This is a genomic window from Streptomyces sp. HmicA12, assembly GCF_000373565.1.
GTDB lineage: Bacteria > Actinomycetota > Actinomycetes > Streptomycetales > Streptomycetaceae > Streptomyces.
The window spans coordinates 23,583-44,278 of sequence record NZ_KB891842.1 but is presented as its reverse complement, the minus strand read 5'-3'; the positions used below and the strand labels follow the sequence as shown (position 1 = coordinate 44,278).

The window sequence follows — 20,696 nt, the reverse complement described above, 5'->3', positions numbered from 1 at the left end:
CCTGCGCCGGCACAGCGAGAGACGTCGGGCCTGTACCGGAAACGGCACCAGGGGGCGCGCCCGTGTCGCGTGACGCCCCCATTTCGAGGGGTGCCTGACGCAACGCGCCCCGCCCGGAGGACACCGCGCGCTAACGTCTCGCCATCGCACAGGTCGGCGGGAGGGGCAGGGATGGGTCGTTCCGAGGGGCACTTCGCTCTGTTGCGGCGCGTGGCGGACGCCCAGCGCGAACCGGACGGCTGGGCCACCGAGGGCCCCGGCCTCGACGAACGCACCGCGGCGCCTCTGGTGGGACTCGGCCTGGCCCGGTCGGCGTCCACGGAGGAACGAACGGAGCTCTCCGCGCGGGCGGGCCACCCGGTCCCCTGGGCGGTCCGGCTCACCGCGGACGGGTGGGACGTCCTGCTCTACGCCCAGGTGCGGGCCACGCCCTCGGCGGTCGACGAGCCGCCGGAGCCCGGGCTGCAGAAGGTGGCGCTGCGCCGCTCGGACCTCGACGTGCTCAAGCGGTTCGTCGCCCTGGGCGAGCGTCTGCGCGACGGCCCGGCGCACGGTCTGGGGACGGCCGTGGAGACGGCGCGGTTCAGTGCCGCGGCCAACCGGTGGGTCGTGCACGTGACCGGGGAGCAGATGCGGTCCATGGCCCGCGCGTTCTTCCTGGAACGGCTGGGCGGCTCGGCGGCGCCCGCGAACCGGTTCGCCCGGGTCTACGGGGTGCTCTACCCGTAGACCCCGGCCGGGGCGACGACGAGGACGAGCTTCCCGCGCGCGTGGCTGCCCGCCTTGCTGACGCGGTGCGCCTCGGCGACCTCGTCGAGCGGGAAGGTCCCGGCGACCGGCAGCGAGAACCGGCCGCTCTCGATCAACTCCCCGATCTCGCCCAGCACATGGACCGCGCGCCCCTCGTCCCCACGGCTGAACCGGACCCCGTGCTCCCGCGCACCGGCGAAGTCGGCGACCGTCACGACGTGCTCCGCGCCGCCCGCGAGGCCGATGAGTTCGGGCAGCACACCGCTCCCCGCGACGTCGAGGGCGAGGTCGACGCCGTCGGGGGCGAGCGCGCGGACCCGCTCGCCGAGCCCTTCCCCGTAGGCGACGGGCTCGGCGCCGAGCGAGCGCAGGTACGCGTGGTTACGGGGTCCCGCGATGCCGATCACGTGTGCGCCCCGCACCACGGCGAGCTGCACCGCGGCGCTGCCGATGCTGCCCGAGGCGCCGTTGACGAGGAGCGTGCATCCGTGCCGCACACCGAGCTGGTCCAGCGCCCGGGTGGCGGTCTCGATCGCGGCGGGCAGCGCGGCGGCGTCGGCGAAGTCGAGTGACGGCGGGATCGGCGCGTAGAAGGACAGCACGGCCAGCTCGGCCTGGGCGGCCCCCGCGCCGGCGAGCCCGAAGACACGGTCGCCGACGCCCACGTACGTGACACCGGCTCCGACGACGTCGACCACGCCGGCCGCCTCGTACCCCAGGGTCTGCGGGAGCTCCTCGTCCATCAGGCCCTCGCGCTTCTTCCAGTCGCTCGGGTTGACCCCGGCGGCGCGCACCGCGATACGGACCTCGCCGGGGCCGGGCCGCGGATCGGGGAGCTCCACGATCTCCAGCACCTCAGGCCCCCCGAACCGGCTGAACCGCACCGCCTTCATGACCCACTCCGCTCTCGACCGCGCACGCGGGCCGCTGTGATCACCGTAGAACTTCCTTCGCGATACCGCCCCCGGCCCACTCGAACGCGTGATCTGATCGCGTACGGCGTTCTGCCGAGGAGCTGTCGGTATCGGGGAGAGGATCCATCCATGTCGTCTTGGTCGTCCGGGTACGGCTTTCATCCGGGAGCGCTGGCCGTGCGCTTCGCGCTGGAGCTCGCGGCGCTGGCGTCCTTCGGCGTCTGGGCCTGGGCGGTCTCGTCCGGGGCCCTGCGGTACGCCCTCGTGGTCCTGGTCCCGCTGGCGGTGGCCATGGCGTGGGGCGTCTTCGCCACCCCCGGGGACGCGTCCCGTTCCGGCGACACGGTGATCGCCACGCCGGGCGCCCTGCGCTTCCTGCTGGAACTCGCCGTCTTCTTCGGCGGCGCGGCGGCGCTGTACGCGGCGGGAAGGCACCTGCCGGCGGTGATTCTGGCCGGTGTGCTGGTCGTCTACCACCTGCTGTCGTGGAACCGGGTGGTGTGGCTGTTCCGCAACTGACGAACCCCACCGAGCAACGCCGAGCACCGCCGAGCACCGCCGAGCACCGCCGACCGTGAATCACATGTTCATCACTTAGGCTTCACATCTCCCCCACATTCCGGCGGAGCGCATTAACCTCCCTCTTCTCACCAAGAAGCAGGGGGACCGCATGACCAGCCCGTACACACCCGTGCCGCGTTGGGCACGTAAGCGCATCGTGATACCCGTCGTCGGCGTCGCCTTCCTTCTGGGCGGCGCCCTGGGCACCGCCGGTGACGGCGGCCAGGACAACGGCAGCACCAAGGTGGCGGCGAGCCGGCCGCAGCCCACCGCCACGGTCACCGCGACCGCCACGGCGACGGAGTCGGCGAGGCCCGAACCGGCGCCCACGGTGACCGCGACCAAGACGGTGAAGGTCAAGGTCACGGTCACCACGAAAGCCGCCGCCGGCTCCGGCACCGGCGGCTCCACGACCACGGGCGGAGGCGGAGGCAGCGGTCAGGCCGCCTCCGGCACCTGCTCGATCGTCTCGAACTCCGGCAACTGCTACGCGGCCGGGCAGTTCTGCCGCAACAGCGACCACGGCGCCTCCACCACGAACGCCGGCGGCACGGCGATCACCTGCCGGTACAGCTCCAACGCCTGGCGCTGGAGCTACAGCTGACCGCGCGGGCCGGGTGCGGCTACGGCGTCGTGATCGTCGGCCGTGGTGCCGTCGGCATCTTGTTGCCGATGAAGAAGCTCGGGTGCGGGGGCTGGTTGTAGGCCGTGTTCTGCCAGGCCAGGCCCGTGCGGTACATCGTGTCGTGGAGCAGTGTCGTGATGCGGGTGCTCGTCTCGATCGGGGTCGAGTAGATGCGCAGGGCCGTGTTGTTCGTCGTCGGCCAGACGACCTCCTCGCGCCAGTCGCCGAGGATGTCGCCGGACAGCGACGGGGTGGCCTTGGTGGTGTTGTTGGAGTGGACGCCGGAGGCCGTCAGGAGACGGGTGTCGGCGGAGGGGCCGTACTTGTCGATGTGGGTGCCGTCGAGGAGTTCGCGGGTGGTGTCGCCGTCCCACCAGGACAGGAAGTTGACGGAGGACGGTTCGCGCCCCTTCGTCGCGCCCGCCTCGTCGCGGATGTACGTGTCGGACGCCGACCACGCCTCGGCACCGTCGTTGCCCGCGTAGATGTCGTCGGCGACACCGCGGCCGTTGTCGCAGCAGGCGGCGAGCTTCCACTTCACCGTGCCGCCGGCCGGGTCGATGTACAGCTCGGCCGGCTGCGACGTCGACTCGGACACCTTGAAGTATTCGAGGCCGGGCGAGGACGGGTCGAGGTCGGCGAGGTGCTGGGCGTCGCCGTGGCCGGTCTTGGTCGTCCACAGGCCACTGCCGTTGTCGTCCACGGCCATCGCGCCGTACACGATCTCGTCCTTGCCGTCGTTGTCCACGTCACCGACGGAGAGGGAGTGGGAGCCCTGACCGTCGTACCCCTTGCCGGAGTTGGTGGACGCGTTGGTGTCGAACGTCCAGCGGCGGGTGAACTTGCCGTCGCGCCAGTCCCAGGCCGCGATGACGGTGCGCGTGTAGTAGCCGCGGGCCTCGATGAGGGAGGGACGGGAGCCGTCCAGGTAGGCGGTCCCGGCGAGGAAGCGGTCGACGCGGTTGCCGTACGAGTCGCCCCACGAGGAGACCGTGCCGCGCGCGGGAACGTAGTCGACGGAGCCCATGGCGGCGCCGGTCTGCCCGTTGAACATGGTCAGGTACTCGGGGCCGGAGAGGATGTACCCGCTGGAGTTGCGGTAGTCGGCGGACGAGCTGCCGATGACCGTGCCCTTGCCGTCGGTCGTCCCGTCGGCGGTCTTCATGGCGACCTCGGCCTTGCCGTCGCCGTCGTAGTCGTACACCTGGAACTGCGTGTAGTGCGCGCCCGAGCGGATGTTGCGTCCCAGGTCGACGCGCCACAGGCGGGTGCCGTCGAGCTTGACGGCGTCGACGATGGTGTTGCCTGTGTAGCCGGACTGGGAGTTGTCCTTGGCGTTCGTGGGCTGCCACTTGAGGACGAACTCGAGGACGCCGTCGCCGTCGAGGTCGCCGACGGACGCGTCGTTGGCCTCGTAGGTGTAGGCGACGCCGTCCGGTGTCGTGCCGCCCGCGGGCGGTGTGATCGGTACGTCCTTGTAGCCCGTGCGGAACTGGACGGCGTGCGCCGAGTCGGCCTGCTCGGTGCCGTTCACGATCGCGCGGACCGTGTAGTCGGCGGAGCTGGGGGCGTCGGCGTGGAAGAAGTTCGTGGAGCCCGTGACGGGCGTCGAGTTCACCTTCGTACCGGCCCGGTAGACGTTGAAGGAGACGTCGTCCGGGTCGGTGCCGAGCCACCGCCAGCTGACCAGGTTCCCGGCGTCGGTGTGCACGCTGACCAGGCCGCGGTCCAGCTTCTCGGCCTGTCGCGCGGTGGCGGCGGAGGCGTCGTCGCCGGGCAGGAAGGTGATGCCGGTGACGGCGAGGGCGGCGGCAGCGGCGGTGGCGAGCAGCAGACGGCGGCGTCTGCGGTGGGGACGGGAGCGGGACATGGGTGGGCTCCTGGGGGTGAGGAACGTGCGGGTGACTTACGTTCCGTCAGTTGCCGCTGCTCGCCGATCAGTTGCCGCCCACCTAAAGTCGCTTGCCGCCCGCGTACAGCCGCGCCAGGGCCGCCGCCGTGGCGGCGATACGGTCCCGCAGCGCGGCCGGTTCCAGGACCTCGATGTCCGCGCCGAGCCGCAGGAAGTCGTCGTGCGCGCGGTCCTGCGACTCGACGGGCAGCACGGCGCGCGTCCAGCCGTCGGGTTCGGCGCGGCCGGTCGTGCGGGCGGCGCGGGCGGCGGCCCCGGACAGCCGGTCCGCGGCGCCGGGCGCGAGCCGCACCACGGCCTCGCCGGTGTGCAGTCGCCGGTGGAAGTCGTCCTGGTACGCCTGCCAGTACGCGGCGAGATCGAAGTCGTCCGGCGGCGCGAACTCGTCCTGCGTGCAGCGGAGTTGGAGGATCTGGTCGACGCGGTAGGTGCGTGGCCCGGCGCCGTCCGCCCGGGCCACGACGTACCAGCGGCCCGCCTTGAGGACGAGTCCGTACGGTTCGAGGCGGCGCTCCACATCGGTCGGCTCGCGCCAGCGGCGGTACGTGACGTGCAGGACCCGGCGCTCCCAGACGGCGGCCGCCACCGCGGGCAGGTGCTCCGTGGTGTCCTCGTCCGCGTACCAGCCGGGGGCGTCGAGGTGGAAGCGGGCGCTGATCCGGTCGGCGTGGGCACGCAGCTCGGTGGGGAGCGCGGCCCGGACCTTCAGCTGGGCGGCGGCGAGCACGGGGCCGAGCCCGAGGTCGGCGGCGGGTCCCGGGGCGCCGGAAAGGAAGAGGGCCTCGGCCTCGGCGGTGGTCAGGCCGGTGAGGCGGGTGCGGTAACCGTCGAGGAGGCGGTAGCCGCCCGCGTGGCCCGCGTCCCCGTACAGCGGGACGCCCGCCGCGTGGAGCGCCTCGACGTCGCGGTAGACGGTGCGCACGGACACCTCCAGTTCGGCCGCGAGCTGGGCGGCGGTCATCAGCCCCCGGGTCTGCAGCAGGAGCAGGATCGAGACGAGTCGGCCGGCCTTCACGCGAGCTCCCGCGACTTCCGTGACATCACTGACACAGGATGTCAGTGGACCCGTCCTACCGTCCCGTCATGGCCTTCGAGGAGAAACTGCTGACGGTTCCGCCGCCCATCGAGGTGGCGGGCCGCCGCGTCAAGCGCTACCACGTGACCACCGACCCGCGCGGCATCGCGCCCGACGTCGAGAAGGCGGCGTACGCGATCCTGCCCGAGCTGCTGCCCGAGCCGGACGGCACGCCGCCCGCCACGTTCGTCGTGCTGCACCGGGGCGGCGACGACGGCGCGTACCTCAACGCGTACAGCTGGGTGTGGGACAACGTCCTGCATTTCCGGGGCGCCGCCGCGGGGCAGCCGGTGCTCGGCTGCCCGGACCGCGACCCCGCCCACTTCATCGTGACGGACCCGGCGGACCGGCCGTGGATCGGCTGCGTGTGGGAACTCCCGCCGCTGCTGCACGAACGCGACGCCTGGGTGCGGCACATGCTGGCGCCCGAGCTGCCCGACCTCGACGGCTACGTACGCGACGCCCTGCCCGAGGGCACCACCGGAGGACGCTCATGAGCACCGCCCACGACTTCGACTTCTTCTTCGGCGAGTGGGACGTCACCCACCGCCGGCGCCTCGACTTCCTCGACCCGGAGAGCGGCTGGGAGGAGTTCGGCGCGACGAGCAGCTGCCGCCCCCTGTTCGGCGGGGCGGCGAACATCGACGAGATGCCGGTGCCGGCGCGGGGCTGGACCGGTATGACCCTGCGCCTGTTCGACCCGGTGACCCGGCTGTGGTCCCTGAACTGGTCCACCGACCGCACGGGCCGCCTCTTCCCGCCGGTGCACGGCCGGTTCGCGCCCGACGGGCGCGGCGAGTTCGTCGGCGCCGACACCCACGACGGGAAGGACGTGCGGGTGCGGTTCACGTGGTCCGGGATCAGCGCGACGACGGCCCGCTGGGAGCAGGCGTTCTCGGTCGACGGGGACGTGTACGAGCCCGACGAGGACAGGACGTGGCTGGTGAACTGGTCGATGGACTTCACCCGGCGCGCCACCGGTGCGGCTCCCCGACTGCCTTGACTTCGCGTGCACTTCAACGCGTTGACTCCCTTCCGCAGCCCGGCGCGCACCCGGCGGCCGGGCCCATCGAGGGGGAACTCCCATGAAGTACCGCACCATCGGCGGCGACCCGGCGCGGCGCCGCGAGGTCAGCGCGCTCAGCCTCGGCGCCATGCTGTTCGGCACCGTCACCGACGAGAAGACGTCGTTCGCGATCCTCGACCGGTACGTGGAGGCGGGCGGCACGTTCGTCGACACGTCCGACAACTACGCGTTCTGGATCGACGGGACCGTCGGCGGCGAGAGCGAGACGCTGCTCGGCAACTGGCGGCGCAGCCGCGGCATCGGCGACGAGATCCTCATCGCCACGAAGCTGGGCGCGGTACCGCTGGCGCCGGGCACCGGGTACATCGACAACCCGGAGGGTCTGTCGGCGGCCGCGATCCGCTCGGCGGTGGAGGGCAGCAAGGCACGGCTCGGCATCGAGAGCCTGGACCTCCTGTACGCGCACATCCCGGACCCGAAGGTCGAACTCGCGGAAACGGTCCGGGAGTTCGGGGCTCTCGTGAGCGAGGGCACGGTCGGTCTGCTCGGTGTGTCCAACCACTGGGCGTGGCAGGTGGAGCGGGCGCGGGGCATCGCGCGGGCCGAGGGGCTCGCCGGGTACGAGGTGCTCCAGTACCAGCACAGCTATCTGCGGCACCGTACCGATCTGCCCTCCGAGCTGTCGCCGGACGGCGTCTGCGCCACCGCCGACGGCAACCTCCTCAGCATGGTCCGCGCCGAGAAGGACCTGACGCTGGTGGCCTACTCGCCGCTGATCGGCGGTGCCTACGTGCGCGACGACAAGCCGCTCGGCGCCGGGCACGACCACGGCAGCACCCAGGCGCGGCTCACGGCGCTGCGCGAGGTCGCCCGGTCCTGTGGCGCCACCGTCAACCAGGTCGTGCTCGCCTGGATGCTGGCCGCGGACGTCCCCGCGATCCCGCTGGTCGGCGCGTCCTCGGTCGCGCAGCTGGAGGAGAGCCTCGCGGCGGTGGACCTGGAACTGACCGAGGAGGAGCGGGCCCGCCTGAACGAGGCGTGACGGACCCTCTTGCCTCCGTGAACCCCTGGTGTCACCATTGGTCCGAAATTACGGCGAGCGGCGGCGCGACGGAGGACACATGGGCACGGGCACTCGGCGGACTCCGCGCGGGCGGGCGGGCGGCGCCCTGGCGGTCGGGGCGGCGGTCGCCGGCCTCGGCGCCGGGGCGAGCTGGCTGTGGCGGCACCAGGCCGACATCGCGTTCTCCCGGCCGGTGAACGAGTGGGCGTTCACGCACATGTCCGCGGTGCTCCCGACCGACCCGGTGCCCCGAGCGTCGGCGCCCCGCCCGCTGCCGTACGAGCCGGGGCTGCGGGGATTCACGTACGGGTTCGGGGGCGAGCGGCGCACTCTGGCGGAGCTGCACCGGCGCACCCACACGACGGGATTCGCCGTGCTGCACCGCGGGGTGCTGGTGGGCGAGGACTACCCGGGCCGGTTCGCCTCGCCGACGGCCAGGTTCCAGCTGTTCTCGCTGACCAAGTCGGTGACGTCGATGCTCCTCGGCATCGCGCTGGAGGAAGGGGCCCTCGGCTCGACGGCCGACAAGGTCGTCTCGTACGTCCCCGACCTGGCCGGCAGCGCGTACGACGGCCCCACGGTCGAGGACCTGCTGCACATGAGCAGCGGCGTGGAGTTCGTTGAGGACTACGCCGACCCCGAGTCGTCGTTCGGCCGGTTCGAGCGGGCGGTGTCGGGCGGCGGTTCCCTGCTGGAGGTGGTGCGCTCGCTGCCGCGTGCGGCGGAGCCGGGCGGCACCTTCAACTACTCGACGGTGGACTCCCAGGTCCTCGGCTGGGTCCTGGAGTCGGCGACGGGCATGCCGCTCGCGCGGTACGCGCACAGCCGCCTGTGGAGCCGCATCGGCGCGGAGCGCGACGCGTACTACTTCCTCACCCGGGGACGTCCGCGCACCGCGCTGGGCGGCGGCTCGCTCAACGCGGCCGTGCGGGACATGGCCCGGGTGGGCCTGCTGATGGCCCGCGGCGGCGCCCTGGACGGACGGCAGATCGTGCCCGCGGCGTGGGTCGAACGGAGCCGGGGCGCGGACCTGCCGCACCTGGCGGCCGGAGCGCTCGGGGCCGACCTCCCACGGCACTACGGGTACGCGAACCAGTGGTGGACGCTCGACGGGGAGCGCCGCTCGTTCACCGGGATCGGCATCCACGGGCAGTACCTCTGGGTCGACCCCGAGGCGGACGTCGTCGTGGTCAAGACGAGTGCCTGGAACACGGCGGAGGACGAGGACCGGGACGCGGAGACGGTGGCCGCGCTGACGGCGCTGGTCGCGCACCTGGAGGCGACCGCTTGATCCCCGGGCGGCCGGGCCCCGCTCGATAGAATGCCGGACATGACCGCACCACGGGCCGAAGCGACGCCGCAGAGCAAGGCCCGGCGCGGTCGTCCGCCGTCCACCTCGCTCAACCAGGACGTGATCCTGGACGCCGCGTTCGCCCTCGTCGACCGCGAGGGGCCCGACGCACTGACGCTCCGCCGCCTCGGCGCCGACCTGGGCGCCAACCACACGGCGGTGCTCCGGCACTTCGCCGGCAAGGACGAGATCCTGCTCGGCCTCGCCGAGCGCCTGATCGCGCGGGCCATGGACGGCTTCGCCCCGGCCGACGGCTGGCGCGAAACCCTGGAGACGCTGGCCCGCCGCATGCGCACGGCCTGCCTCGCCCATCCACAGGTGGCCGTACTCGTCGCCACCCGGGTCGCGCGGCGCGAGGCGGAGTTCCACGGCGCGGACGTGGTCATCGGCGCGCTGCGCTCGGCCGGCTTCGACGACCGCGACGCGGCCCGCTACTACCGCTCTTTGGTCGACACGGCCCTGGGCCTGGCCGCGTACGAGGCCTCGGTCGTCGCGCTCGGCAGCGCGTCACGGGAGGGCGACCGCAGGGCGTGGCGCCGCGAGTACCTGGCCGTCTCCCCCGACCGCTACCCGGATCTGGCCGCGGTGGCCCCGCATCTGGCCGCCGCTGACGAGGACGACCAGTTCGAGACGACGCTGGGCCTGATCCTGGACGGGGTGGAACTCCGGGCCGGCAAGAACTGAGCCGCAGGCTCAGGAGGCTCCGTGCCCCGGCGCCAACTCCTCGACCCTGCGCGCGAGTTCGAAGTCCTTCACGGTGACGGCCCCGCCCGCGTCGTGCGTGTTCACCGCGAGGCTGACCGTGTTGTAGCCGAGGGTGAGATCGGAGTGGTGGTCCAACTCCTCCTGGGTCTGGGCGATGTGCACGACCAGGGCGGTCGCCGCGAAGTGCGTGCCGAGGCGGTAGGTGCGGGTGATCCGGGCACCGTCGAGGGACCAGCCGGGCAGTTCGGCGAGACGGTCCTCGATCTCCTTAAGGGACAGCGGCTCTGTAGGCATGACTCCAGCCTGCCACCACTTCCGGTTACGGTCTCCCCATGACAACCCGGGCGATACCCGCGACGCGCACCGCGCCGCGCAAGAACACCTCGGAAGTGGGCCGTCTGCTGCGGGGCTGGCGGGAGCGGCGCAGGGTCAGCCAGCTGGAGCTCGCGCTGCGCGCGGACTCGTCGGCGCGGCACATCAGCTTCGTGGAGACGGGTCGCTCGCGCCCCAGCGAGGACTTGCTCCTGCGCCTCGCCGAGCATCTCGACGTGCCGGTGCGGGAGCGCAACGCCCTTCTCCTGGCGGCCGGTTACGCCCCGCGTTTCACCGAGACCTCGCTCGACGACCCCTCGCTCGGCTCGCTGCGCGCGGGCCTCGACCAGCTGCTGCGCGGCTACGAGCCGTATCCGGCGCTGATCGTCGACGCGACGTACAACGTGATCGCGGCGAACCGCGGCATCGCGCTGCTGACGGAGTCCCTTCCCGATCACCTGCTCGCCCCGCCCCTGAACGCGATGCGCCTCACGCTCCACCCCGAGGGCCTCGCACCCCGGATCCGGAACCTGCCCGAGTGGCGCGGGCACCTGCTGGCACAGATGGAGCGGCAGATCGCGCTGGTCCGGTCGGACGCGTTGCGGGAGCTGTACGACGAGGTGTCCGCGTACCCGATGCCGCACCAGGACCCGCCCCCGGAGCCGACCGCGCCCGTGCCGTGCTTCGCGCTGCCGATGATGGTCGAGCACGACGGGCACCTGCTGTCGTTCGTGTCGTCGATCTCCACGTTCAACACCCCGATGGACGTGACGGTGGCGGAGCTGGCGATCGAGACGCTGCTCCCGGCCGACCCCGCGACGGTGAAGTTTCTTCAGGAAGCGTTGAGCTGACCTCGGGCGCTCCGGCTGGTCGCGCAGAACCGAGGTAATGACTGGTACCCACCCATACGGCCCCTGCCCGAGGGTGCTCCCGCCCCCGTCCCCCTAGCGTGCGAAGGACGGAGACCGAGGGAGCAGACGGTGACTGACACGACGGGCGCTCCGGCCGAGCCGGAGGCGGCGCTGCTGAAGGCCGGGCGGTTCTTCCGGCGCGGGAAGGCCGCGGCGGACCTGCACAGTGTGCGGATCAAGGGCGGCAGGGACGGGGACGTCTTCTACCGGGACCGGTGGAGCCACGACAAGGTCGTGAACTCGACGCACGGGGTGAACTGCACGGGCTCGTGCCGCTGGAAGGTGTACGTCAAGGACGGCATCATCACGTGGGAGACCCAGCAGACGGACTACCCGAGCGTGGGCCCGGACCGCCCCGAGTACGAGCCGCGGGGCTGTCCGCGCGGTGCGGCGTTCTCCTGGTACACGTACTCGCCGACGCGCGTGCGCTACCCGTACATCCGGGGTGTGCTCCTGGAGATGTACCGGGAGGCGAAGGCGCGGCTGAAGGACCCGGTGCTCGCCTGGGCCGACATCCAGAACGACCCGGAGCGCCGCCGAAGGTATCAACTCGCGCGCGGCAAGGGCGGGTTGGTGCGCGCCACGTGGGACGAGGCCGTCGAGATCGTCGCCGCCGCGCACGTGCACACCATCAAGACGTACGGGCCCGACCGCGTCGCCGGGTTCTCCCCCATTCCCGCCATGTCGATGGTGTCGCACGCGGCCGGGGCCCGTTTCATGTCGCTGATCGGCGCTCCGATGCTGTCGTTCTACGACTGGTACGCGGATCTGCCCGTCGCCTCGCCGCAGGTGTTCGGCGACCAGACCGACGTACCGGAGTCGGGTGACTGGTGGGACGCGGCGTATCTGATGATGTGGGGCTCGAACGTCCCCGTGACGCGTACGCCCGACGCGCACTGGATGGCGGAGGCCCGTTACCGCGGGCAGAAGGTCGTGGTCGTCGCGCCCGACTACGCGGACAACGCGAAGTTCGCCGACGAGTGGCTGCACCCGCACCCGGGCACCGACGGGGCGCTGGCGCTCGCCATGGGGCACGTCATCCTCAAGGAGTTCTTCGTCGACCGTGAGACGCCGTTCTTCACGGACTACGTCAAGAAGTTCACCGACCTGCCCTTCCTGGTGACGCTGGACGAGCGCGACGGCGCGTACGTCCCGTCGAAGTTCCTGCGCGCCGCCGATCTCGGTCAGGGCGGCGAGGGCGCCGACTGGAAGACGGCCGTGCTCGACGAGGCTACCGGGCAGCCCGCCGTACCGAACGGCTCCCTCGGCTTCCGCTGGACCGAGTCGGGCGCCGGTAAGTGGAATCTCGAACTGGGCAACATCAAACCGCAGTTGAGCCTGCACGGCAGTGACGTCGCCAGCGGGGTCGAGGTGCTCCTGCCGCGGTTCGACACCGACGGCGGCACCCACGGGCAGGGCCGCGGCGACACCGTGCGGCGCGGCGTGCCCGCGACCCGGCTCGGCGGGCCCGGCGGCCCGCTCGTCACCACCGTCTTCGATCTGCTCCTCGCCCAGTACGGCGTCGGCCGCGACGGCCTGCCCGGCCAGTGGCCCGCGTCGTACGAGGACGGGGAGTCGCCCGGCACGCCCGGCTGGCAGGAGGCGCACACCTCCGTGCCCGCCGCCAAGTGCGTCAAGATCGCGCGGGAGTTCGCGCAGACGGCGGAGAAGTCGCGCGGGCGCTGCATGATCCTCATGGGCGCGGGGACCAATCACTGGTTCCACTCCGAGACCATCTACCGGGGCTTCCTCGCACTGCTCCAGCTCACCGGCTGCCAGGGCAGGAACGGCGGCGGCTGGGCGCACTACGTCGGCCAGGAGAAGTGCCGGCCGGTGACGGGGTGGGCCTCGCTCGCCTCCGCCAACGACTGGTCGCGGCCGCCGCGGCAGATGATCGGCGCCGCGTACTGGTTCCTCAACACCGATCAGTGGCGCTACGACAAGTTCGGCGCCGACGTGCTCGCCTCGCCGCTCGGCAAGGGCGCCTTCGAGGGCATGACGGGCGCCGACTGCCTCGCGCTGTCGGCCCGTTCGGGGTGGATGCCGTCGTACCCGACGTTCGACCGCAACTCGCTCGACCTGGGGCAGCAGAGCGTCGAGGACACCGTCGCCGAGCTCAAGTCGGGCTCCCTGAAGTTCGCCTGCGAGGATCCGGACGCGCCGCAGAACTGGCCGCGCGTGCTCACCCTGTGGCGGGCCAACCTGCTCGGCTCGTCCGCCAAGGGCGCCGAGTACTTCACCAAGCACCTCCTCGGCACCCACTCCTCCCTGCGGGCCGAGGAGGCCTCACCCGACGAGCGGCCCACGACGGTCACCTGGCGCGACGAGGCCCCCGAGGGCAAGCTCGACCTGCTCCTCTCCCTCGACTTCCGGCAGACGTCGTCGACGCTCCTGTCCGACGTCGTGCTGCCGGCCGCGACCTGGTACGAGAAGCACGACCTGTCGTCGACGGACATGCACCCGTACGTGCATTCCTTCACCCCGGCCGTGGACCCGCCGTGGCAGGCCCGCACGGACTTCGACACGTTCAAGGCGCTGGCCGAACGGCTCAGCGAGCTGTCCGTCGACCACCTGGGGACCCGCAAGGACCTGGTGGCGGCGCCGCTGCAGCACGACACCCCGGGCGAGATCGCGCAGCCCGGCGGCGTCGTCCTGGACTGGCGCAAGGGCGAGTGCGAGCCGGTGCCCGGCAAGACGCTGCCGAACCTGGTCGTCGTCGAGCGGGACTACACGGCGATCGGCGCCAAGTTCGCCTCGCTCGGCCCGCTGGTCGAGCAACTCGGCCTGCCCGCCAAGGGAATCACCCTGAAGCCGGACCAGGAGGTCGAGGAGCTGCGCGAGCGCAACGGCGTCGTGCGCGGCGGTCCCGCCGACGGGCGTCCCCTGCTCGACACGGCGGTGAAGGCCGCCAACACGATCCTCGCCCTGTCCGGCACCACCAACGGCCGGCTCGCCACGCAGGGCTTCCACACCCTCGAAGCCCGTACCGGCCAGGGCATGGCGCATCTGTCCGCCGAGCACGAGGGCAAGCGCATCACGTACGCGGACACGCAGGCCGCCCCCGTCCCGGTGATCACCTCGCCGGAGTGGTCGGGCAGCGAGTCCGGCGGGCGGCGCTACACCGCGTTCACCCTCAACACCGAGCACCTGAAGCCCTGGCACACCCTCACCGGGCGCCAGCACTTCTTCATCGACCACGACTGGATGCACGAGCTGGGCGAGGCGCTGCCGGTCTACCGGCCGCCGCTCGACATGAACCGGCTGTTCGGCGAACCGAACCTCGGGCCCGACGGGGAAAAGGAGGTGACGGTCCGTTACCTCACGCCCCACAACAAGTGGTCCATCCACTCCGAGTACCAGGACAACCTGTTCATGCTCGCCCTGTCCCGCGGCGGCCAGTCGATCTGGATGTCGCCGCAGGACGCCGACTCCATCGGCGTCAAGGACAACGACTGGATCGAGGCGGTGAACAGGAACGGTGTGGTCGTCGCCCGTGCGATCGTCTCGCACCGCATGCCGGCGGGCACGGTCTACATGCACCACGCGCAGGAACGCACGGTGAACGTCCCGAAGGCGGAGACCACCGGCAAGCGCGGCGGCATCCACAACTCGCTCACCCGGCTCATCCTCAAGCCGTCCCATCTCATCGGCGGCTACGCCCAGTTGAGCTGGGCGTTCAACTACCTCGGCCCGACGGGCAACCAGCGAGACGAAGTCACCGTCATCCGGCGCCGCTCCCAGAAGGTGGAGTACTGATCCCATGCGCATCATGGCTCAGATCGCGATGGTCATGAACCTCGACAAGTGCATCGGCTGCCACACCTGCTCGGTCACCTGCAAGCAGGCGTGGACCAACCGCAACGGCATGGAGTACGTCTGGTTCAACAACGTCGAGACCCGCCCCGGGCAGGGCTACCCGCGCCGCTACGAGGACCAGGAGAAGTGGCGCGGCGGCTGGGAGCTGAACAAGAAGGGCGCCCTGCAACTGAAGGGCGGCGGCCGCTTCAAGAAGCTGCTCGGCATCTTCTCCAACCCCAAGCTGCCGGAGATCAAGGACTACTACGAGCCCTGGACGTACGACTACAAGAACCTGACCGACGCCCCGCTCGGTGACGACTACCCGGTGGCGCAGCCGCGCTCGCAGATCACCGGCAAGCCGATGAAGATCGAGTGGTCGTCGAACTGGGACGACAACCTCGGCGGCGCCACGGAGTACGGCGATCTCGACCCGATGGTGGAGAAGACCCGCCAACAGGCCGCGGACAAGGTGAAGTTCGCGTTCGAGCAGACCTTCATGTTCTATCTGCCGCGGATCTGCGAGCACTGCCTGAACCCGTCGTGCGTGGCGTCCTGTCCGTCGGGCGCGATGTACAAGCGCGAGGAGGACGGCATCGTCCTCGTCGACCAGGACAGCTGCCGCGGCTGGCGGATGTGTGTGACGGGCTGCCCGTACAAGAAGGTCTACTTCAACCATCGCACCGGCAAGGCCGAGAAGTGCACGATGTGCTACCCGCGCGTCGAGGTCGGCCTGCCGACGGTCTGCTCCGAGACCTGCGTGGGCCGGCTCCGCTACCTCGGGGTGATCCTCTACGACGCCGACAAGGTGACGGAGGCCGCGCGGACAACGGACGACAAGGGGCTGTACGAGGCCCAGTTGGGTGTCTTCCTCGATCCGGAGGACCCGGAGGTGCGGCGCGCGGCCGAACAGGCGGACATCCCCTACGACTGGATCGAGGCGGCCCGCCGCTCCCCCGTGCACGCGCTCATCAGCAAGTACAAGGTGGCGCTTCCGCTGCACCCGGAGTACCGGACGATGCCGATGGTCTGGTACATCCCGCCGCTCTCCCCCGTCGTCGACGCGCTCACCGAGACCGGCCACGACGGCGAGGACGCGGAGAACCTCTTCGGTGCCATCGACACCCTGCGCATCCCGCTCGAATACCTGGCGGAGATCTTCACGGCCGGTGACGTCGGCCCGGTGAAGTCGTCGCTGGAGAAGCTCGGCGCGATGCGCTCCCACATGCGCGCCATCAACCTCGGTGACCGGCCCGACAGTTCGATCGCCGAGCGGGTCGGCATGTCGGCGGTCGAGATCGAGGAGATGTACCGCCTCCTCGCCATCGCCAAGTACGAGGACCGCTACGTCATCCCCACCGCGGCCGTCGGCGACGCGCAGCGCCTGGAGGAGTCCGCGCTCCCCGACTCGTGCTCCCTCGACTACGAGGACGGTCCAGGCATGGGCGGCGAGGGTCCCTTCGGCGGCGACTCCGGGTCCACGACCGGCGGCCGCAAGCTGCTGCCCGTCGTGTCCGTGGAGAGCTTCCACCTCACCAAGAACCGCCAGACCGCCGACGACCCGGAGGAAACCTGATGACCGACCGGACCTCCCTGCTCTTCCAGGCGGCGGCGCTCTGTCTCACGTACCCGGACGAGGAGCTGTACGAGCGGCTGCCACTGGTGCGCGCCGCCGCGCCGGAGCTCGCCCCGTTCGTCGACCACGCCGAGGCGACCGCGCTCCCGGACCTGGCCGCCCACTACGTGCAGGTCTTCGACTTCAAGAACCGGCACAGCCTGTACCTGACGTGGTGGCGCGACGGCGACACCCGCAGGCGCGGCATGTCGCTGGTGGAGATGAAGCAGGTCTACCGCGAGCACGGTCTGGAGTTCACCGGCGAGGAGCTGCCGGACTATCTCCCGGCGGTGCTGGAGTTCTCCGCGCAGGCGGGACCGTTCCTGCTGGAGGAGCACCGCAGCGGCATCGAGCTGCTCCGCCTCGCCCTCACCGAGCACGGCACCCCGTACGCGGGCGTGCTGGACTCCGTGTGCCGGGCGCTGCCGGGTCCGTCCCCCAAGGACCGGGCCGCGGCGCTCGCGCTGGCCCGGTCGGGTCCGCCGCGCGAGGAGGTCGGCCTCGAACCGTTCGGCACGCTGCCGCTGCTGGAACTGGAGAAGGAGCACGCCCCGTGACCACGCTCATCTGGGGCGTCCTGCCCTACGTCGCCGTCGTGCTGCTCGTGGTGGGCACGATCTGGCGCTACCGCTACGACAAGTTCGGCTGGACGACGCGCTCGTCCCAGGTCTACGAGTCGAAGCTCCTCAACATCGCCTCGCCGGTCTTCCACTACGGCATCCTGTTCGTCCTCGTCGGCCATCTCGTCGGCCTGTTCATCCCGATGTCGTGGACCGAGAACGTGGGCGTCAGCGAGCACACGTACCACCTGTTCTCGCTGATCGGCGGCACGTTCGCGGGCGTCCTGACGGTCCTCGGCATCTTCATGCTGCTCTTCCGTCGCCGCTTCAAGGCCCCGGTGTTCCGGGCCACGACGCGCAACGACAAGCTGATGTACCTCGTGCTGCTGGCCGCCATCGTGCTCGGCATGGTCGCCAAGCTGACCCACTCCTCCGGCAACGGCTACAACTACCGCGAGACGATCGGCCCCTGGTCGCGCAGCCTGTTCACGCTCAGTCCGGACATCGACCTGATGCACGGAGTGCCCGTGCTCTATCAAATTCACGCAGTAGTGGGCATGTCACTGATCGCGCTGGTACCGTTCACCCGGCTCGTTCATATGTTCAGCGCGCCGGTGCAGTACCTGTTCCGTCCGTACGTGGTCTATCGCAGCCGCGATCAGCGGCGCCTGGCCGCGCGGCCGGAGCGACGGGGGTGGGAGCGCACTGGCTCCTGATTCCTGACTTTCTTGGGGGCTGGAGAGGTGAGTGAACGACGGCCCGCTCCCACCGTGGGCCAGGTCGTCCTCGGCAGACGGCTGCGCGATCTGCGGGAGGCCAAGGGCCTCAAGCGGGACGAGGCGGCCCACGCACTGCGCGTGACCGGGGCGACGATCCGCCGGATGGAGACCGCCGAGGTCGCGCTCAAGATCCCGTACGTGCAGATGCTGCTCGAACTGTACGAGGTCCCCGAGCGGGAGATTGAGGCCTTCGTCGCGCTCGCCGAAGAGGCGAACCTGCCCGGCTGGTGGCAGCGCTACCACGACGTGCTGCCGGACTGGTTCAGCCTGTACGTGAGCCTCGAGGGCGCGGCCGAGATGATCCGCTCCTACGAACCGCACTTCGTGCCGGGCCTGTTGCAGACCGAGGACTACGCGCGCGCGGTCTTCGACGCCGGCACGGTGGGCCGCTCCAGGCCCGAGGAGATCGAGCGGCACGTCGCGCTGCGCATGGCCCGCCAGTCGCTGCTCACGCGGGAGGACGCGCCGCACCTGTGGGCCGTCATGGACGAGACGGTGCTGCGCCGCCCGCCCGGCGACCCGGCCGTGCTCCGCGGCCAGCTGGACCGGCTGATCGAGACGGCCCGGCTCCCCCATGTGACGCTCCAGATAGCCGAGTTCGCCTCGGGACCGCACCCGGCGACCTTCGGCCCGTTCACCCTGTTCCGCTTCCCCGTCCGGGAGCTGCCGGACATGGTCTACAGCGAGTACGTGACCGGCGCGCTGTACCTGGACTCCCGCGAAGAGGTCGGCGTGCACCTGGAGGTCCTGGACCACTTGGCGGCCCAGGCGGCGAGCGCGGAGCGGACGCTGGAGCTGCTGCGCAAGATGCGGGCCGAGCTGTAGGGCTCTTAGGCGGCGCCCCCTTTGCCGTCCTTTTTGCCGTCCTTGTCGTCGTCGACGATCTCGGCGTCGACCACGTCCTCGGGCGGTGCCTCGGTGTCCTGCGCACCGCCGGAGGAGGCCGCCTGCGCGTACATGGCCTGCCCCATCTTCTGGCTGACCGTGGCGAGCTTCCGCACCCCTTCGCGCAGGGCGTTGGTGTCGGGCTGCTCTGCGGCCAGGGTCACCTTCAACTCCGCGGCGGCGGACTCCACTTCACCCTTCGTCTCCTCGGGGATGCGCTCCGCGTTGTCCCGCAGGAACCGCTCGGTCTGGTAGACGAGCTGCTCGGCCTCGTTGCGCGCCTCGGCCGCCTCCCGCCGCTTGCGGTCCTCCTCGGCGTGCGTCTCGGCCTCGCGCACCATCCGGTCGATGTCGTCCTTGGGCAGCGCGGAGCCGCCGGTCACGGTCATCTTCTGCTCGCGCCCGGTCGCGAGGTCCTTCGCCGAGACGTGCATGATCCCGTTGGCGTCGATGTCGAAGGTGACCTCGATCTGCGGGACGCCGCGCGGCGCCGGCGGCAGCCCGGTGAGGTCGAAGACACCGAGTTTCTTGTTGTACGCGGCGATGTCCCGCTCGCCCTGGAAGACCTGGATGCCGACCGATGGCTGATTGTCGGTGGCGGTGGTGAAGGTCTCCGAACGCCGGGTCGGAATGGTCGTGTTGCGCTCGATGAGTTTGGTCATGACGCCGCCCTTGGTCTCGATACCGAGGGACAGGGGCGTCACGTCGAGCAGCAGTACGTCCTTCACGTCGCCGCGGATCACCCCCGCCTGCAGTGCGGCCCCGACGGCGACGACCTCGTCGGGGTTCACGCCCTTGTGCGGGTCCTTGCCGGTCAGCTCCCGCACGAGGTCGGAGACGGCGGGCATCCGGGTCGACCCGCCGACGAGGATGACGTGATCGACGGCGGACAGTTCCACCCCCGCGTCCTTCACGGCCTGGTGGAACGGCTTCTTGCACCGGTCGAGCAAGTCGCCCGTCAGTTCCTGGAACTGAGCGCGCGTCAGTTTCTCGTCGAGGTGCAGCGGACCCTCCGCGGAGGCCGTGATGTACGGCAGGTTCACCGTCGTCTCGCTCGACGACGACAGCTCGATCTTCGCCTTCTCGGCGCCTTCGCGCAGCCGCTGCAGCGCCATCTTGTCGTTGCCGAGGTCGATGCCGTACGCGTTCTTGAACTGCCGTACGAGATGGTCGACGACGCGCTGGTCCCAGTCGTCGCCGCCGAGTTGGGTGTCGCCGTTGGTGGCCTTGACCTCGATGACCCCCTCGCCCATCTCAAGGAGCGAGACGTCGAAGGTGCCGCCGCCGAGGTCGAAGACGAGCACCGTCTGCTCGTCGCCCTTGTCGAGCCCGTACGCGAGGGCGGCGGCGGTCGGCTCGTTGATGATGCGCAGCACCTTCAGACCGGCGATCTCACCGGCCTCCTTGGTGGCCTGCCGCTGCGCGTCGTCGAAGTAGGCGGGCACGGTGACGACGGCGTCGGTGACGTCCTCGCCGAGATACGCCTCGGCGTCCCGCTTCAGCTTCTGCAGGACGCGGGCGGACAGTTCCTGGGCGCTGTACCGGTGCCCGTCCACGGAACCGCTGTCCGGGAAGTGCCAACTCCCGTCGCCCATATGCCGTTTGACGGAACGCGCGGTGCGCTCGATGTTCGTGACGGCCTGCCGTTTGGCGACCTCTCCTACGAGAACTTCCTTGTTCTTGGCGAAGGCGACCACGGAAGGCGTGGTGCGGGCGCCTTCCGCGTTGGCGATGACGGTGGGCTCACCGCCCTCCAGCACGGCCACCACCGAGTTCGTCGTACCGAGGTCGACACCGACCGCACGCCCCATGACGCGCCCCCTGTCCCCTGAGTAGGCCCGCTCACGTTGTCCTGG

The 20,696-nt window shown here is 70.9% G+C and carries 19 protein-coding genes; 14 read left to right on the top strand and 5 right to left on the bottom strand.

The window, feature by feature from the left end; genetic code table 11:
- The first annotated feature begins 171 nt into the window (after positions 1 to 171).
- Positions 172 to 729, top strand: a complete 558-nt coding sequence (locus tag B072_RS44700) for a DUF6417 family protein (RefSeq protein WP_018534294.1) — start codon at positions 172 to 174, stop codon at positions 727 to 729.
- Here the strand turns inward: B072_RS44700 and B072_RS0133220 are convergent.
- Positions 720 to 1,643: an NADP-dependent oxidoreductase gene (locus B072_RS0133220; protein WP_018534293.1), complete on the bottom strand. Its 924-nt coding sequence runs from the start codon at positions 1,641 to 1,643 to the stop codon at positions 720 to 722. The two genes, B072_RS44700 and B072_RS0133220, sit on opposite strands and share 10 nt — an antisense overlap.
- A gap of 150 nt (positions 1,644 to 1,793) precedes the next feature.
- On the opposite strand from B072_RS0133220, the gene B072_RS0133215 reads away from it, so the two are divergent.
- Positions 1,794 to 2,183: a YrdB family protein gene (locus tag B072_RS0133215; RefSeq protein ID WP_043245246.1), complete on the top strand. Its 390-nt coding sequence runs from the start codon at positions 1,794 to 1,796 to the stop codon at positions 2,181 to 2,183.
- Positions 2,184 to 2,334: 151 nt separating this feature from the next.
- The gene (locus B072_RS0133210) at positions 2,335 to 2,829 is read left to right on the top strand and encodes a hypothetical protein (protein ID WP_018534291.1); all 495 of its coding nucleotides are present in this window, start codon (positions 2,335 to 2,337) and stop codon (positions 2,827 to 2,829) included.
- Between the two features lie 19 nt (positions 2,830 to 2,848).
- Here B072_RS0133210 and B072_RS0133205 read toward each other — a convergent pair whose 3' ends face one another.
- Together B072_RS0133205 and B072_RS0133200 are read right to left on the bottom strand one after the other, a co-directional pair.
- A complete protein-coding gene (locus B072_RS0133205; protein WP_018534290.1) occupies positions 2,849 to 4,720 on the bottom strand; it encodes a rhamnogalacturonan lyase in 1,872 nt (623 codons plus the stop codon).
- A gap of 82 nt (positions 4,721 to 4,802) precedes the next feature.
- Entirely contained in the window at positions 4,803 to 5,777 is a 975-nt protein-coding gene (locus tag B072_RS0133200; RefSeq protein ID WP_018534289.1) for a helix-turn-helix transcriptional regulator, read from the bottom strand.
- A 68-nt stretch (positions 5,778 to 5,845) separates the two neighbouring features.
- On the opposite strand from B072_RS0133200, the gene B072_RS0133195 reads away from it, so the two are divergent.
- The 5 genes from B072_RS0133195 to B072_RS0133175 all read left to right on the top strand — a co-directional run bounded on the left by B072_RS0133195 (position 5,846) and on the right by B072_RS0133175 (position 9,962).
- The gene (locus tag B072_RS0133195) at positions 5,846 to 6,334 is read left to right on the top strand and encodes a hypothetical protein (protein WP_026246554.1); all 489 of its coding nucleotides are present in this window, start codon (positions 5,846 to 5,848) and stop codon (positions 6,332 to 6,334) included.
- Positions 6,331 to 6,840, top strand: a complete 510-nt coding sequence (locus B072_RS0133190) for a hypothetical protein (RefSeq protein WP_018534287.1) — start codon at positions 6,331 to 6,333, stop codon at positions 6,838 to 6,840. The genes B072_RS0133195 and B072_RS0133190 overlap by 4 nt, the downstream gene beginning before the upstream one ends.
- Before the next feature lie 82 nt (positions 6,841 to 6,922).
- Positions 6,923 to 7,906, top strand: coding sequence for an aldo/keto reductase (locus B072_RS0133185; protein WP_018534286.1), 984 nt, complete (start codon positions 6,923 to 6,925; stop codon positions 7,904 to 7,906).
- A 79-nt stretch (positions 7,907 to 7,985) separates the two neighbouring features.
- On the top strand, positions 7,986 to 9,218 hold the full coding sequence (locus B072_RS0133180) for a serine hydrolase domain-containing protein (RefSeq protein WP_018534285.1): 1,233 nt from the start codon (positions 7,986 to 7,988) through the stop codon (positions 9,216 to 9,218).
- Positions 9,219 to 9,257: 39 nt separating this feature from the next.
- A complete protein-coding gene (locus tag B072_RS0133175; RefSeq protein ID WP_106432988.1) occupies positions 9,258 to 9,962 on the top strand; it encodes a TetR/AcrR family transcriptional regulator in 705 nt (234 codons plus the stop codon).
- Between the two features lie 9 nt (positions 9,963 to 9,971).
- Here B072_RS0133175 and B072_RS0133170 read toward each other — a convergent pair whose 3' ends face one another.
- Positions 9,972 to 10,277, bottom strand: coding sequence for a 4a-hydroxytetrahydrobiopterin dehydratase (locus B072_RS0133170; RefSeq protein ID WP_018534283.1), 306 nt, complete (start codon positions 10,275 to 10,277; stop codon positions 9,972 to 9,974).
- A 38-nt stretch (positions 10,278 to 10,315) separates the two neighbouring features.
- Here B072_RS0133170 and B072_RS0133165 point away from each other — a divergent pair, with 38 nt between their 5' ends.
- From B072_RS0133165 to B072_RS0133140, 6 genes are all read left to right on the top strand, one after another.
- Complete coding sequence (locus tag B072_RS0133165) at positions 10,316 to 11,146, top strand: helix-turn-helix domain-containing protein (protein WP_018534282.1); 831 nt, start codon at positions 10,316 to 10,318, stop codon at positions 11,144 to 11,146.
- A gap of 129 nt (positions 11,147 to 11,275) precedes the next feature.
- Positions 11,276 to 14,962, top strand: coding sequence for a nitrate reductase subunit alpha (locus tag B072_RS0133160; protein WP_018534281.1), 3,687 nt, complete (start codon positions 11,276 to 11,278; stop codon positions 14,960 to 14,962).
- Positions 14,963 to 14,966: 4 nt separating this feature from the next.
- On the top strand, positions 14,967 to 16,577 hold the full coding sequence (narH, locus tag B072_RS0133155; RefSeq protein WP_018534280.1) for a nitrate reductase subunit beta: 1,611 nt from the start codon (positions 14,967 to 14,969) through the stop codon (positions 16,575 to 16,577).
- Positions 16,577 to 17,173, top strand: coding sequence for a nitrate reductase molybdenum cofactor assembly chaperone (narJ, locus tag B072_RS0133150; protein ID WP_018534279.1), 597 nt, complete (start codon positions 16,577 to 16,579; stop codon positions 17,171 to 17,173). Before narH ends, narJ begins: the two co-directional genes overlap by 1 nt.
- Positions 17,170 to 17,892, top strand: a complete 723-nt coding sequence (gene narI / locus B072_RS0133145; protein WP_018534278.1) for a respiratory nitrate reductase subunit gamma — start codon at positions 17,170 to 17,172, stop codon at positions 17,890 to 17,892. Before narJ ends, narI begins: the two co-directional genes overlap by 4 nt.
- 27 nt (positions 17,893 to 17,919) lie before the next feature.
- Positions 17,920 to 18,780, top strand: a complete 861-nt coding sequence (locus tag B072_RS0133140) for a helix-turn-helix domain-containing protein (protein WP_026246553.1) — start codon at positions 17,920 to 17,922, stop codon at positions 18,778 to 18,780.
- 5 nt (positions 18,781 to 18,785) lie between these two features.
- Here the strand turns inward: B072_RS0133140 and dnaK are convergent, their stop codons facing one another.
- Positions 18,786 to 20,651 (bottom strand): molecular chaperone DnaK, encoded by a 1,866-nt coding sequence (gene dnaK, locus B072_RS0133135; RefSeq protein WP_018534276.1) that lies wholly within the window; start codon positions 20,649 to 20,651, stop codon positions 18,786 to 18,788.
- Positions 20,652 to 20,696 lie beyond the last annotated feature (45 nt).